Source organism: Pandoraea apista (assembly GCF_001465595.2).
Classification (GTDB): Bacteria; Pseudomonadota; Gammaproteobacteria; order Burkholderiales; family Burkholderiaceae; genus Pandoraea; species Pandoraea apista.
Map to the genome: position 1 here is coordinate 3,183,171 of NZ_CP013481.2, position 14,706 is coordinate 3,197,876.

Sequence of the window (14,706 nt, forward strand, 5' to 3'; positions counted from 1 at the left end):
CGCGCCACCGCAACCAGAGCGACGCCCGCCGTCATCGAACGGGGCTACCTCGCCCCGTTTCGTCACCTTCACACGGCAGCGCCATTCACCAGCCGGCCACCGGCGAGTTGCACCGTCGCATCGCAGCGTTGCGCAATCGCCAGGTCGTGAGTCACGAGCACGAGTGTCGCCCCACTCGCCTCGTTGAGCGAGAACATCAAGTCGATGACGCGCTCGCCAGTGGCCGTGTCCAGACTGCCCGTCGGCTCATCGGCAAACAGGACCGCCGGCTCGGTGACAAATGCACGCGCGAGCGCCACGCGTTGTTGCTCACCCCCCGAGAGTTGTTTGGGATAATGCGTGAGTCGCGACCCCAGCCCCACCTGCTCGAGCAATTTGACGGCACGATTGCGCACCTCGCGTGTCTCACCCAACAATTCGAGCGGCAACATGACGTTCTCGAGCGCCGTCAGATGCGGCATGAGCTGGAACGACTGGAAGACGAAACCGACGGCACCACGTCGCAGCGCTGCACGGCCTTCTTCGTCGAGATCGCCAAGCGACTTGCCCAGCAGCGTGATCGCACCATCGGTTGCAGTATCGAGTCCGGCCATCAGGCCAAGCAGCGTTGACTTCCCGGACCCCGATGCGCCAACGATAGCCACGCTCTGCCCCTTCGCGACGGAGAAATCGATATCCTGCAATATGACTAGCTCGCCGGTAGCGTCACGCAACCGTTTGCCCAGCCCCCGCACCTCAATTACGTTTTCGGAAAACGACATGGCAAGAAGAGAGTTCTTGAAATTGGCCGCCTCAGCCCTCGCAGGCTGGTGCATGCTGTCAGGGACCGCGGCAAACGCGGCAAGTTCGGGCGCCCCGACGATTTTGGTCGTAGGCGACAGCCTTTCTGCGGAATATGGCATCCCGCGTGGCGCCGGCTGGGTGAATCTGATGCAGCAGACGATCACGCAAAACGGCTTCGATTATAACGTCGTGAACGCCAGTATCAGTGGCGACACCACGAGCGGCGGGCGCGCCCGTCTGGCACCCTTGCTAGCGCGCTATCACCCCGCCGTCACCATACTGGAACTCGGCGGCAACGATGCGCTGCGCGGCATTCCACTGGATCTGACACGCAACAACCTGCTTGAAATGATCACGGCGGCGCGCAAGGCCGGGAGCCGGGTCGTTGTCGTCGGCATGCGAATTCCCCCCAACTACGGCCCGGATTACAGCGAACAGTTCTTCAACATGTTCTCTGCCGTCGCCAAACAGGAAAAGACGGGTTACGTGCCTTTCCTGCTGGCAGGGGTCATCGAGCACCCTGACTGGTTCCAGCAAGACCAGATTCATCCGCTGGCCAAAGCCCATCCGCAAATCCTGCAGAACATCTGGCCAACGGTGAAGCCGCTGCTCAAGCCTGCCGGTAAACCTCCTGCCAAAGCGGCGGATTCCCGGACGCCAAAGTCCGGCGCATAAAAAAACGCGGCCGATTGGCCGCGTTTTTCTTGTCGTCCGTCTATCGATCCATCAATCGCTCGATTACGAACCTGCCTTCGTGACGTCGTTCACAATCTTGACCTTCGAGCGTGCACGCAGATCACCTAACCATGCATTCCATTCGGCCTGAGCGGCCAGTTGGTTAAGTTGCTGCGCTTCGGCGGCAAGGCGCTGGGCATCTTGCTCGGCCGGCTGCGTCACCTTGCTGATGCGGTACACCGCGTAGCCCTGACCCTCGCCCAGTGCCACACCCACATACGCCGGAAGCTTGGTCGTGTCCGCCCCGAAGATTGCGGTCAACGCCGTGGCGGACAGCTTGCCCGGGTTGTCACGAGAAACCGTCTGTGCGGCGCCAAAAGCGGCATCGCCTCCCTTCTTCAGCGCATCGAGCTTGGCTTCACCGGCCTTCTTGGCCTCTTGATCCGCCAGATCGGCGATCGCCTTCTCTTTGACTTGGGCCTCGATCTGCGCAAGCGGCGGCGTTGCGGCCGGGTGGTAGGTCACCACGTGAGCAGACACGAGCACGCCCTGTCCAACATCCACCGCTTCGGTATTACGCTTGTTCTTAAGCGACTCGTCACCGAACACAGCCTTGAGCAACTTCTCGTTACCCAGCGGGCTCTGCGCTTGCGAGGGGTCCGGCGTGCGCGTGACCTTGGCCGAGAGAACCTTCAGGTTGAGCTTGTCGGCGACTGGCTGCAGACTGTCGGGTTGCTCGTACACGGCGTTGGTGAACTGATCCGCCAACTTGGCATACGCCTTCGCTGATTCTTGCTGGCGATACTGATCGGCCAACTGAGCCTTCACCTCATCGAACGACTTGGTTTGCTGCGGCTTGATCCCTGTCAGCTTGATGATGTGATAACCGAAATCGCTCTTTACGACATCGCTCACGTCGCCGTCGGTCTTGAGGGCGAACGTGGCGTCGGCAAACGGCTTGACCATCGCGTCGCGCGTGAAGAAACCGAGATCGCCGCCGTTAGCCTTGGAGCCCGGATCTTCCGAGTTCTCGCTGGCCAGCTTGGCGAAGTCGTTCGGGTTTTTCTTGATCTGTGCGAGCAGTGCTTCAGCCTTGGCCTTCGCCTTGGCGTGATCGGCCGGCGACGCATCGGCCGGCGAGGCGATCAGAATGTGCGATGCGCGACGCTCTTCCTGCGTCGTGTACTGCTTCAGATTGTCGTTGTACATCTTGCGCAGCACATCGTCGCTCGCGGGCGTTTGCGCTGTTGCCGGCATCGCCTTCGGGTCGAGCACCACGTACTGAATCTCAGCCGACTCCGGCGTCTGGAACGCAGCCTTGTGCGCGTCGTAGTACGCCTGAATTTGCTGCGGCGTCGGCACGACCTTGCCTGAGAAATCCGAAACCGGGAAATTCAGCACCGACACGTCACGCTGCTGTGCACGCAGTTGCGCAAAGCGATCGAGCACCGCCTTCGGCAGCATGGCGCTTGCCTGCACACTCGCGGGAAGTTGATTCGACGCCAGCTCGAAACGGATTTGCGCCTCGAGTCGCTGCGGCGTGAGGTTCTGCGCAGACAGCAGTTGCTCGTACTTGGCTTGATCGATCGAGCCATCCGGGCGACGCAGTTGAGCGATTGCGGGGATGGCGAGAAGCGCGTCGCGCACCTGAGTATCCGGCACCGACAAATTCTTCTTGAGGGTTTCCTGCAAGAGCAGCTTCTGCTGGATCAGATTATCGAGCACAGCACTGCGCATTTCGGGAGTGTTGATCTGGCTCGCATCGACTGCGCCGCCAAACATTTGCTGCATGCGCTCGGTCTGCGAGCGAAGCACGCTGTCGTACTCCTGACGTGTCACGGTCTGATCGCCAACCTTGGCAATCGTGCTGGCATCCGCGGCATATTCTTGCAAGCCATGAACGCCGAACACCACGAACGACGGGACGATCAGCACCGTCAGGAAGATGAGGACCAAGCGTTGATGACGGCGGATGAAGTCGAACATACGAAATCGGAAAAGTCGTCTAGAGCGTCTTAGGACGTCATATGGCAAAAAAGGCGAACCGAAGTTCGCCTTTTCACAATTTGGCGGAGCGGACGGGGCTCGAACCCGCGACCCCCGGCGTGACAGGCCGGTATTCTAACCAACTGAACTACCGCTCCCCAAGATATCTGGAACTGGTGGGTGCTGAGGGGCTCGAACCCCCGACCTACGCCTTGTAAGGGCGCCGCTCTACCAACTGAGCTAAGCACCCGTTCCCGATTCAGGTGTTGTTCTTACTGTTGTTTCCCGCCGAAGCAGGAAAGCTCGTTAGTTTAACGTATCTTTCAAACCTTTGCCAGGGCGAAATTTCGGAACCTTCGCTGCCTTGATCTTGATCTCGCTGCCGGTGCGCGGATTCCGCCCGACACGCGCCGCTCGCTTGGCCACATGGAACGTACCAAAGCCGACAAGCGTCACCGCATCTCCCTTCTTCAGCGCTTTCGTTACTGCACCCAGCAATGCATCAAGTGCTCGACCGGCAGCAGCTTTCGAAATGTCTGCCTCACCCGCGATATGATCGATCAGTTCCGTCTTATTCACTGTAACCCCCTTGCAAGGATAGTAGGCGATTGAGCCGCGGAGGCGCTCTTTGCGCGCCTTGACATCGATCTGCGAGGTCCGCTGGCTTTGCCATTAGACAAGCCGCAAACCCTGATGTCAAGCCGTTTTGCGCCCTTTTACGCCCTTTTGGCCGCTTAGGAAGCACTCCTGAATCTGCGCGTTCCGATGGCTATTTTCGAGCACTTTGCGTGAATAAAAAAAGCCCGGGGAAAACCCCGAGCTTTTTGCCCATTTTCGATCCGGCGAACGACAACATAAATGCCGTCGCGCCGGATGAAAACTGACTGTCAGTGCTTGATGACTTCCTGCTTGCCGCTTGCATCCGTATTCGGCGTGACAGGGGCGGCTTTCGCCTCGTCTTCCGGCAGCGGTACGGGCGCATGCTCCAACGCCAGCTCGAGCACCTTGTCGATCCAGCGCACCGGCACGATCTCCAGCGCATTCTTGACCGTATCGGGAATCTCGGCGAGATCCTTCACGTTCTCTTCCGGAATCAACACGAGCTTGATGCCACCGCGATGTGCCGCGAGCAACTTCTCCTTGAGACCGCCGATCGGCAGCACTTCGCCGCGCAACGTAATCTCACCGGTCATCGCCACATCCGCGCGCACCGGGATACCGGTGAGTACCGACACAAGCGCCGTTGTCATGGCGATACCGGCAGACGGACCGTCCTTCGGTGTCGCCCCTTCGGGCACGTGGATGTGAATATCCTTCTTCTCGAATTGCTCATCCGTCACACCGAGGCGACGCGCACGCGAGCGCACCACCGAACGTGCCGCTTCGACCGACTCCTTCATCACGTCGCCGAGCGAACCCGTGCGGATGATGTTGCCCTTGCCCGGCATGAGTGCGGCTTCGATGGTCAGCAGATCGCCGCCCACTTCCGTCCACGCCAGACCCGTGACCTGACCGATCTGGTTTTCCTTCATGGCCAGACCGAAGTCGAACTTGCGCACGCCCAGGAAGTTGTCGAGGTTGCTCGCATCGACCTTGATGGACGAGCCATCGACCTTCTTGAGCAACAACATCTTCACGACCTTGCGGCAGATCTTCGAGATCTCGCGCTCGAGCGAACGCACACCGGCTTCGCGCGTGTAGTAGCGAATGATGTCGCGAATCGCGGCTTCCGTCAGATCGATCTCGCCTTCCTTCAGCCCGTTGTTCTTCTTCTGCTTCGGCAGGAGATAACGCTGAGCGATGTTGACCTTTTCGTCTTCCGTATAGCCCGACAGGCGAATCACCTCCATACGATCGAGCAACGGTGCCGGAATGTTCAGCGAGTTCGAGGTCGCCACGAACATCACATCCGACAGATCGAAGTCGACTTCGACGTAGTGATCCGAGAACGTGTGGTTCTGCTCGGGATCAAGCACTTCGAGCAACGCCGAACTCGGGTCGCCCCGGAAGTCCATGCCCATCTTGTCCACTTCATCGAGCAGGAACAACGGGTTACGCACTGCGACCTTCGACAGGCTCTGCAGAATTTTCCCCGGCATCGACCCGATATACGTGCGACGGTGACCACGAATCTCGGCCTCGTCACGCACGCCGCCCAACGCCATGCGCACGAACTTGCGGTTCGTTGCACGCGCGATCGACTGACCGAGCGAGGTCTTGCCCACACCCGGAGGCCCAACCAGGCACAGGATCGGCGCCTTGACCTTGTCCACGCGCTGCTGCACGGCAAGATATTCAAGGATACGTTCCTTGACCTTCTCGAGACCGAAATGGTCTTCGTCGAGCACCTTCTCGGCATTCGACAGATCGTTGTTGACCTTGCTCTTCTTGCGCCACGGCAGACCGACCAGCGTGTCGATGTAATTGCGCACGACCGTCGCTTCGGCTGACATCGGCGACATCAGCTTGAGCTTCTTGAGTTCGGCGTCGGCCTTCTTCTTGGCTTCCTTGGGCAGATGCGCGGCCTTGATGCGCTTCTCGAGTTCTTCGAGATCGGCGCCCTCTTCGCCCTCGCCCAGTTCCTTCTGGATCGCCTTGACCTGTTCGTTCAGGTAGTACTCGCGCTGACTCTTTTCCATCTGGCGCTTCACGCGGCCACGAATGCGCTTTTCCACCTGAAGAATGTCAATCTCGCTCTCGAGTTGCGCGAGCAGATGCTCAAGGCGCTCGATGACGGGGAACATCTCCAGAATCTTCTGCTTCTGCTCGAGCTTGAGCGGCAGATGTGCGGCGATGGTATCGGCAAGACGACCTGCCTCATCGATGCCCGACAGCGACGTCAGGATCTCGGGCGGAATCTTCTTGTTGAGCTTCACGTACTGGTCGAACTGCGCCACGATCGCACGACGCAGGGCTTCGGATTCCGGCGAGTTGCCATCGTCCGGTTCGAGCGGCATGACTTCCGACGTGAACTGGGTTTCTTCCTCGTCCACACTCAGGGTGCGGGCGCGTTGAATCCCTTCCACCAGCACCTTCACGGTGCCGTCGGGCAGTTTGAGCATTTGCAGGATGTTGGCCACGCAACCGATCTCGTAGAGATCCTTGGACGTAGGCTCATCCTTGGCCGCGGCTTTCTGCGCGACCAGCATGATGTGCTTGCCGCCTTCCATGGCGGTTTCAAGCGCTTTAATCGATTTCGGACGCCCCACGAAGAGGGGAATCACCATGTGCGGAAACACGACCACGTCGCGCAAAGGCAACAGGGGCAGTTGAATCGCTTCGGGCGGGAGGATTTGGGTGCCTGACATCTCGTTCCCCATATTTAACGATACCGTTGTGTTCCAGCTAATTGAGGCCGCCGGCGAGAATTACAAGAGGGACGAAGGGCCCTTTCGCCGACAAGTTGCACCACTCGGGGTTTCATTGCCCGTGGCACTAGTATGAAGGAAAAAAAGCCGTCCATGTTTCCATGAACGGCTTCGGATATCACTGAGTTGACCGTTCAATTGGAGCCGGCAACCTTGGGCGACTCCTGGTAGATCAAAAGCGGTTTTCCGTCGCCGCTGATCGCGTTTTCGTCCAGAATCACCTTGGTCACGCCCTTGAGCGATGGCAGTTCGTACATCACTTCGAGCAGTGCCTGTTCGATGATCGAACGCAGGCCACGCGCGCCGGTCTTGCGCTTGATCGCCTTGCGCGCCACCGCATGCAGGGCCGCCGGACGAATTTCCAGTTCCACCCCTTCCATCAGGAACAGGCGCTGGTATTGCTTGACCAGTGCATTCTTCGGCTCGATCAGGATGGTCACCAGCACGTCTTCATCAAGCTTACCCAACGTGGCAACCACCGGCAGACGACCGATCAGCTCGGGAATCAGACCGAATTTGATCAGATCTTCCGGTTCGACATCGCGCAACAGTTCGCCGGCGTCACGCTCTTCGCCGGTCTTCACTGTCGCGCCGAAGCCGATGCCCGTCTTCTCGGTGCGATTCATGATGATCTTCTCGAGACCATCGAACGCCCCGCCGCAGATGAACAAGATGTTCGTCGTGTCGACCTGAATGAAATCCTGGTTCGGATGCTTGCGGCCACCTTGCGGCGGCACCGACGCCATGGTGCCTTCGACGAGCTTGAGCAGCGCCTGCTGCACGCCCTCGCCCGACACGTCGCGCGTAATCGACGGATTGTCCGACTTGCGGCTGATCTTGTCGATTTCGTCAATATAAACAATGCCCTTCTGCGCCTGCTCGATCTCGTAATTGCAGTTCTGCAGCAGCTTCTGAATGATATTTTCGACGTCCTCACCCACATAACCGGCTTCGGTCAGCGTGGTGGCGTCGGCAATCACGAAAGGCACGTTGAGCAGACGCGCGAGCGTCTGCGCGAGCAACGTCTTGCCCGAGCCGGTCGGCCCGATCAGCAGAATGTTGCTCTTGGAAAGTTCGACCTCGTCGCGCTTGTCGCCGAGGTGCTTCAATCGCTTGTAATGGTTATAGACCGCCACGGCCAAAATCTTCTTGGCGCGATCCTGACCGATCACATATTGATCGAGACTCTCGCGGATTTCCTGCGGCGACGGCAAATCGGACTTGCCACCACTGCCGCTCTCGTCTTCAGCCGCTGCGGCCTCGTCGCGAATAATCTCGTTGCACAGATCAATGCACTCGTCGCAGATAAACACGGACGGACCTGCGATGAGCTTCTTGACCTCGTGCTGGCTCTTTCCGCAGAAGGAGCAGTAGAGCAGCTTTTCGCCGTTGGAAGTGCTTTTTTTATCCACCATATCTGTGTCAGCCTGCTAGCAATTTGCGCCCCGGTCGTCCCCCTACGGAGGCGGCAAACGCGGCATACGTGATTCCATTGTAACGCCATGCCGCGCGAGCGTGTGGCCCACCCGCGACAACCCTAAATTCCCTTCTACGACAAAGACTTGGCGCGATCACCCGGTCGTTCGTGACGAAAACACCCGATGTCGCGCCAGCCTTTTTCTGGTCAGGCGCCCAAATTCGAGACCGAATCAGGGACGCTTTTCAAGCACGCGATCGATCAACCCGTACTCGACGGCATCGGTCGCCGACTTGAAGTTGTCGCGATCGGTGTCGCGCGCAATGGTTTCGAGCGGCTGCCCAGTGTTCACGGCCAGCAAACGATTCAATCGATCCTTGAGCAAAAGGATTTCCCGGGCGTGAATCTCGATATCCGACGCCTGACCGCGGGCACCGCCCAGCGGTTGGTGAATCATGATGCGCGCGTTCGGCAGAGCGAAACGCTTGCCCTTCTCGCCAGCGGCAAGCAGGAATGCGCCCATGCTCGCGGCCATGCCCAGGCACAGCGTCGAGACCGCGGGCTTGACGAATTTCATCGTGTCGTAAATCGCCAGACCCGCTGAGACGGACCCGCCCGGCGAGTTGATGTACATCGAGATTTCCTTGTCAGGATTTTCGCTCTCGAGGAACAGCAACTGGGCGACAACAAGGTTGGCGCTCTGGTCGTTGACCTCGCCCACCAGGAAAATGATGCGCTCCTTCAGGAGTCGCGAGTAAATGTCATAAGCGCGCTCGCCGCGACCACTTTGCTCGACGACCATCGGCACCAGGCCAAGGCCTTGCGTCTCGAGGGCGGAGCTGTGCGTCTGGGAAGCGAGTTGGGCGAGCAATTCGGAACGGGTAATCATATCGGTTCGACCCTTCTATCGAGATGGTTTTGCGCGCCGCAGGGAGGAGGCTCGGAGGCCATTTGGAAAAGAACCGCCACGGCCTTTCGGCCGCGGCGGTTCAGTCGGTCGTGTCGCGTTCGATCAGGACTGCGTGTTGCCAGCCAGTTCTTCGAAGCTGACTTGCTTGTCGGTCACCTTGGCCTTACCCAGGACAAACTCGACAACGTTGTTCTCAACGACGAAACCTTCCATTTCCGCCATGCGCTGCTGATCGCCATAGTACCAGCGGACGACTTCTTGCGGGTCTTCGTAGCTCTTCGCGAACTCTTCCACTTCCGCCTTGATCTGCTCCGGCTTGGCTTGCAGGTCGTTCTGCTTGACCAGCTCAGCCAGAATCAGGCCCAGCTTCACGCGACGCTCAGCTTGTTCCTTGAACATTTCTGCCGGGATCGGCACGTTGGCGGCGTTCGGCACGCCGCGCTGCGCGAGGTCCTGACGCGCCATCGCCACCAGACGCTCCTGATCCTGAGCCACCAGCGCATTCGGCACATCCAGCTCTGCCACGGAGATCAGTGCGTTCATCACTTGATCCTTGAGCAGGGCTTGCGTGCGACGCTTCACTTCGCGCGACAGGTTTTCCTTGATGTCGGCACGCATCTTTTCGATGCTGCCGTCAGCGATACCGAGGGACTTGGCGAACTCGGCGTCGACTTCCGGCAGGTGCGCCCATTCGACCTTCTTGAGCGTGACCGTGAACGTGGCGGTCTTACCCGCCACTTCCTTGCCGTGGTACTCGTCCGGGAACTTGAGTTCGAATTCCTTCGACTCGCCGACCTTCAGGCCCAGCGTAGCCTTTTCGAACTCCGGCAGCATGCGGCCTTCGCCCAGCACGAACACGAAGTCTTCAGCGCTACCGCCAGCAAACACTTCGCCGTCGATCTTGCCAACGAAGTCGACCGTGACGCGGTCGCCGTCCTTGGCTTCCACCGTGCCGCCGTCGCCGTGGGCGCCAGCTTCGCCACGCACGTGGTAATGCACGCGCTGCTTACGCAGAATGTCGATGGTGCGATCGATCTCGGCTTCCGACACATCGGTCGTGGTGCGGCTGACCTCTGCGGCGGCCAGATCACCGATCTTGACTTCCGGGTAGACCTCGAACGTGGCGTCGAATGCGTATTCCGTGTCGGCGGCGTCGGCCTTCGGCGCGAAACGCGGCTGACCGGCCACGCGCAGGTCCTGTTCCTTGCTGATTTCGAAGAATTGCTGGCCAACCTTGTCGCTCACGACTTCGGCTTCGACCTGACCACCGTATTGCTGGGTGACCATCTTGAGGGGCACCTTGCCCGGACGGAAGCCCGGCATACGAACCGTCTTCGACAGCTTCTGAATACGAGCTGCGACTTCTTTTTCGACTTCCTGCTTGGGCAGGGCGATGGTAAAGCGACGCTCGAGCTTGCCGAGGTTTTCAACAGCGATAGTCATGAGGATATTCGTCCATCCAGAGGGTCGTTCTGTGTTGTGGCGAGGGAATGCCACAAGCGGACCCAGTCAGTTAATCAACCTTGGGCCGGAACCGGCGACGCCAGTTTCCCTCCGCCCCCGACAAATCGGGGTAGCCCCAAAACGGTTTCACACACAAAGCGAAACATTTTAGCAAACTATTGTCCCGCCTCCAGACTTTCCGCCCGGAAATCAGGGAAATCAAACCATTTCCCCTTCACATGTCTTCCGCGCGCCGTCTGCTGCGGCAGGCGCGCCCCTACTGGGCGGCCCCACGCTTTAGAGGGCAACGTCGACAAAAAGATCTTGGGAGACGCGCTTCCACCGCCTAGGATTCAATCGAACGTTTGAATGAAACGTAAGTTCATTGAAGCGACGTGGCGTTGTGCTGCGTCTTTCCGGAGGATCGTCGTGAGTCCACGCCTCTCGGCCGGCCGACAAGCCGGCGACACCAAACTGCGCATTCTCGATGCCGCAGAAGACCTTTTCATCGAATACGGCTACGAAGCCATGTCCCTGCGCCAGATTACGTCGCGCGCGGAGGTGAACCTGGCGGCCGTCAACTATCACTTCGGGAGCAAGGAGACCCTGCTTCAGGCCATGCTCTCGCGCCGACTCGACCGGCTCAACGAAGAGCGCCTCGCGTTGCTGACCCGTGCCGAAGACACCTGGCCTTCACCGAAATTGACGTGTGAACATGTGCTCGGCGCCATGTTCATCCCCGCGCTGGCCATTTCCCATCATCGCGATATCGGCGGCCCGGCGTTTCTGCGACTGCTCGGACGTGTTTATGCCGATCCGTCGCCGTTTATCCGTGACTATCTGCAACGGCATTACGCGCCGGTATTCGAGCGCTTCTTCGAAGCCTTTGCTCGCGCCTTGCCCGAATTGCCGCGCCAGGAACTGGGCTGGCGGCTGCACTTCGCTCTGCAAGCCCTGTCTGGCGTGTTGGCGAGCAGCGATACGTCGCGCCTGATCGACACCTTCGCGCAAGGCCAGCCGATGGGCGACCTGCAAGTCGTCGCGAGGCTCACGGCCCTGATGGTGGCAGCGCTCAAGGCGCCGATGCCGGGCGAGGAGCAACTGGCGAGCTTCGCCGCCGTGTTCGCCCTTGCGAAAGACGCCGATGTCACGCCGCCGCGCGAGGCCGGACATGTCGCAGATCCGTCCGGCCAGGCATCGCAAAGCGACGGTAGCGGCCCAACGTCCAGCGATAACGACCGCGTGTTCGCAAACGTCTGAGTCGAGTTCCCCACGAGCGCCGGAAGGTCGCTCGAAAAATAAGCCGTGCGCCCTATCGGCGCTGCGGCGGCATCAGCGTTAGCGTCAATATCCACGCCAGCGCTCTTTGCAGATGGAAGTCGCAATTTCGACGCATCACTCGAATTCTCGGCGCACCAATGTGTGACCGAACGATCCAACAAAAACGCCGCCGCCGGTTCGAAGCAGGCGCAATGCCAGCGAGCATCGGCAGACGGCACGAAGACGACAGCCCCCACCCGCGGCCCGGCATGACGGATATGCCACCGCAGGCATGACGCACCACATGTGCGGGGGAGCTGAACCGAAAGGGAGGAGAAAATGATGGCCGTATGGATTCTTGCGTTTCTCGTGGGCGTATCTGCCCTGCTCTTCTATCGCGCGCACGCCTGGCAGTGGCTCGTAGCCACGGTGCTCTGGGTCGGTGCGGGCGCCGTCGCGGGGCTGACGGGGACGGTCGCGACCGTCGTTCTGGCTATCGTGTTCGTGGTGCCAGCCCTGGTGCTGAGCGTCGGTCCGTTGCGACGCGCGTGGGTCAGCGCGCCCATGCTCGCGAAATTCCGAACGATCATGCCGGAGATGTCGGAGACGGAAAAAGACGCCATCGAAGCCGGCACGGTCTGGTGGGACGCCGATCTGTTTTCCGGCCGTCCCGACTGGCAGAAGTTCATGGCGCTTCCCGCCCCCGCCTTGTCCGCCGAAGAGCAGGCATTCATGGCGAACGAGGTCGAGCATCTGTGCGACCTGTCCAACGATTGGGAGAGCACGCAAGTCTGGCAAGACCTACCGCCCAAAGCGTGGCAATACGCGAAAGACGCCGGCTTTCTGGGCATGATCATCCCCAAGCGTTACGGCGGGCTCGAATTCTCCGCGTATGCGCATTCGCAAGTGGTAATGAAGCTGGCGTCGCGTTGTTCCGCCGCCGCCGTGTCGGTCATGGTGCCGAACTCGCTCGGCCCGGCCGAACTGCTATTGCACTATGGCACCGAGGCGCAAAAGAACTATTACCTGCCGCGCCTGGCGAAGGGGGAAGAGATCCCCTGCTTCGCACTCACGAGCCCATACGCGGGCTCTGACGCTGCTGCCATTCCGGATGTCGGCATCGTCTGCCGCGGCGTGCACGACGGTCGGGAAACGCTCGGCTTTCGCGTCACATGGAACAAGCGTTACATCACGCTCGGCCCCATCGCGACCGTGCTCGGTCTCGCATTCCGCGCGCTCGACCCCGATCATTTGCTGGGAGACAACGACGAGCCCGGCATCACTTGCGCCCTGATCCCGACGCATCATCCGGGCGTGGTGATCGGACGCCGTCACTGGCCGTTGAACGCCGTGTTCCAGAACGGCCCGAACTCCGGCAAAGACGTGTTCATCCCGCTCGACTGGGTTATCGGCGGTCAGGCACAGGTGGGCAAGGGCTGGCGAATGTTGATGGAGTGTCTCGCTGCCGGGCGTGCCATCTCGTTGCCGTCGTCGAACGTCGGCTATTCGAAGATCGCAGTGCGCGCAACGGGCGCCTATGCTGCGGTGCGTCGCCAGTTCCGTACGCCAATCGGCAAATTCGAGGGGGTGCAGGAAGCGCTTGCGCGCATGGCCGGCAATTTGTACGCGATGGACGCGGCACGCCGTATGGCAGCGCTTGCCGTCGATCTTGGCGAAAAGCCGTCGGTGATCTCCGCCATCGCGAAATACCACGTTACCGAACGCGCGCGCAAAGTGGTCAACGACGGCATGGATGTCGTGGCGGGCAAAGGCATCTGCATGGGCCCCAACAACTTCCTTGCCCGCGCGTACCAGCAGATTCCCGTGTCGATCACGGTTGAGGGTGCCAACATCATGACGCGCTGCCTGATGATCTTCGGTCAGGGCGCGATCCGCTGCCATCCGTATGTGCTCAAAGAACTCGCCGCTGCGCAAACGGCCGATCACACCGCAGCCGTGCGCGCCTTCGACGACGCCCTGTTCGGCCATCTGACCTTCGTGACGAGCAACATCGTGCGCGGCGCGTTGCAGGGCATCACGCACGCCCGGTTCTCTGCCGTGCCATCGACTGCCGCGCCAGAACTGCATGCCTACTATCGCGCCGCAAATCGCATGTCCACGCTCCTCGCCATCGCCTCCGATGTGTCGATGGCTGTTCTCGGCGGTTCGCTCAAGCGTCGCGAGAGCATCACGGGGCGGCTTGGCGACATCCTCTCGCAACTGTTCCTGCTCACGGCAACGCTCAAACGTTTCGAAGACGAAGGGCGTCCCGAAGCCGATCTGCCGCTGGTGCACTGGGCTGCGCAAGACGCCCTCTGGCAGGCACGCGAAGCCTTCGAAGGCGTTCTCGCGAACTATCCGTCGCGCGCTGTGGCGTGGTGGATGCGCTGGAAGCTGACGCCGCTCGGCCTGCCGTACGCCAAGCCGTCCGACGCGCTCGCCGCACGCGTGGCCGAAGTGATGCAAACACCGGGCGACGCCCGTGAGCGCCTCATCGCAGGCAGTTACTCGCCGCGAGTCGAAATCGACGGGCTGGCCTATGGCGAGATCGTGTTCCAGATGACGCCGCAGGTCACCGCCATCGAGCAGCGTCTGCGGACTGCAATCAAGGAAGGCCGTCTGCCGACGATGCCGCAAAGCCTGCCCGAATTCACCGAATGGGTGGACCACGCGGCGGAACTGCAACTCGTGAGCGACGACGAACGCCGGGTGCTGACCCAGTACGCGGATTACGCTGCGCGCGCGGTCGCCGTCGACGACTTCCCGGCCGATTTCGGACGCCTTGCCGACATGCAGCAAGCCCAGCAACAGGAAGCGGCCGACGAAGCGCTCACCTCATGAGCCGGTCTGGCTGCGCCCACCCC

Annotated in this window: 10 protein-coding genes and 2 tRNA genes; 3 read left to right on the plus strand and 9 right to left on the minus strand. The window is 60.4% G+C overall.

Annotated features, from left to right (window positions below; all coding sequences use genetic code 11):
• Positions 1 to 68: 68 nt before the first annotated feature.
• Positions 69 to 761: an ABC transporter ATP-binding protein gene (locus AT395_RS14555; RefSeq protein WP_042118642.1), complete on the minus strand. Its 693-nt coding sequence runs from the start codon at positions 759 to 761 to the stop codon at positions 69 to 71.
• Between AT395_RS14555 and AT395_RS14560 the strand changes: the two genes are divergently transcribed.
• Positions 760 to 1,458 carry an arylesterase gene (locus AT395_RS14560; protein WP_072632840.1) on the plus strand — a complete coding sequence of 233 codons (699 nt, stop codon included), beginning with the start codon at positions 760 to 762 and terminating at the stop codon, positions 1,456 to 1,458. The genes AT395_RS14555 and AT395_RS14560 overlap by 2 nt on opposite strands.
• A 63-nt stretch (positions 1,459 to 1,521) precedes the next feature.
• Here AT395_RS14560 and AT395_RS14565 read toward each other — a convergent pair whose 3' ends face one another.
• The 8 genes from AT395_RS14565 to tig form a co-directional block, all read right to left on the minus strand.
• Positions 1,522 to 3,444, minus strand: a complete 1,923-nt coding sequence (locus tag AT395_RS14565) for a SurA N-terminal domain-containing protein (RefSeq protein WP_048629571.1) — start codon at positions 3,442 to 3,444, stop codon at positions 1,522 to 1,524.
• Positions 3,445 to 3,525: 81 nt separating this feature from the next.
• Positions 3,526 to 3,602: transfer RNA gene (locus tag AT395_RS14570), tRNA-Asp, on the minus strand.
• 16 nt (positions 3,603 to 3,618) lie between these two features.
• Positions 3,619 to 3,694 (minus strand) — tRNA-Val (locus tag AT395_RS14575).
• A 56-nt stretch (positions 3,695 to 3,750) separates the two neighbouring features.
• Positions 3,751 to 4,023: an HU family DNA-binding protein gene (locus AT395_RS14580; RefSeq protein WP_042116237.1), complete on the minus strand. Its 273-nt coding sequence runs from the start codon at positions 4,021 to 4,023 to the stop codon at positions 3,751 to 3,753.
• A gap of 308 nt (positions 4,024 to 4,331) precedes the next feature.
• Complete coding sequence (lon, locus tag AT395_RS14585; protein ID WP_048629639.1) at positions 4,332 to 6,752, minus strand: endopeptidase La; 2,421 nt, start codon at positions 6,750 to 6,752, stop codon at positions 4,332 to 4,334.
• Between the two features lie 194 nt (positions 6,753 to 6,946).
• A complete protein-coding gene (gene clpX, locus AT395_RS14590) occupies positions 6,947 to 8,227 on the minus strand; it encodes an ATP-dependent Clp protease ATP-binding subunit ClpX (protein WP_039366003.1) in 1,281 nt (426 codons plus the stop codon).
• A 234-nt stretch (positions 8,228 to 8,461) separates the two neighbouring features.
• Positions 8,462 to 9,115 (minus strand): ATP-dependent Clp endopeptidase proteolytic subunit ClpP, encoded by a 654-nt coding sequence (clpP, locus tag AT395_RS14595; RefSeq protein WP_048629640.1) that lies wholly within the window; start codon positions 9,113 to 9,115, stop codon positions 8,462 to 8,464.
• Positions 9,116 to 9,241: 126 nt separating this feature from the next.
• A complete protein-coding gene (gene tig, locus AT395_RS14600; protein ID WP_042116240.1) occupies positions 9,242 to 10,582 on the minus strand; it encodes a trigger factor in 1,341 nt (446 codons plus the stop codon).
• A gap of 429 nt (positions 10,583 to 11,011) precedes the next feature.
• Between tig and AT395_RS14605 the strand changes: the two genes are divergently transcribed.
• Positions 11,012 to 11,842, plus strand: a complete 831-nt coding sequence (locus tag AT395_RS14605) for a TetR/AcrR family transcriptional regulator (RefSeq protein ID WP_048629641.1) — start codon at positions 11,012 to 11,014, stop codon at positions 11,840 to 11,842.
• Positions 11,843 to 12,184: 342 nt separating this feature from the next.
• Positions 12,185 to 14,683: an acyl-CoA dehydrogenase gene (locus tag AT395_RS14610; protein WP_048629572.1), complete on the plus strand. Its 2,499-nt coding sequence runs from the start codon at positions 12,185 to 12,187 to the stop codon at positions 14,681 to 14,683.
• Positions 14,684 to 14,706 lie beyond the last annotated feature (23 nt).

Excerpts from the sequence above, each read along its gene's own strand:
- AT395_RS14555 (WP_042118642.1), bottom strand. The coding sequence starts at position 761 with ATGTCGTTTTCCGAAAACGTAATTGAGGTGCGGGGGCTGGGCAAACGG.
- lon (WP_048629639.1), bottom strand. The coding sequence starts at position 6,752 with ATGTCAGGCACCCAAATCCTCCCGCCCGAAGCGATTCAACTGCCCCTG.
- clpX (WP_039366003.1), bottom strand. The coding sequence starts at position 8,227 with ATGGTGGATAAAAAAAGCACTTCCAACGGCGAAAAGCTGCTCTACTGC.
- tig (WP_042116240.1), bottom strand. The coding sequence starts at position 10,582 with ATGACTATCGCTGTTGAAAACCTCGGCAAGCTCGAGCGTCGCTTTACC.
- AT395_RS14560 (WP_072632840.1), top strand. The coding sequence starts at position 760 with ATGGCAAGAAGAGAGTTCTTGAAATTGGCCGCCTCAGCCCTCGCAGGC.
- AT395_RS14565 (WP_048629571.1), bottom strand. The coding sequence starts at position 3,444 with ATGTTCGACTTCATCCGCCGTCATCAACGCTTGGTCCTCATCTTCCTG.
- AT395_RS14610 (WP_048629572.1), top strand. The coding sequence starts at position 12,185 with ATGGCCGTATGGATTCTTGCGTTTCTCGTGGGCGTATCTGCCCTGCTC.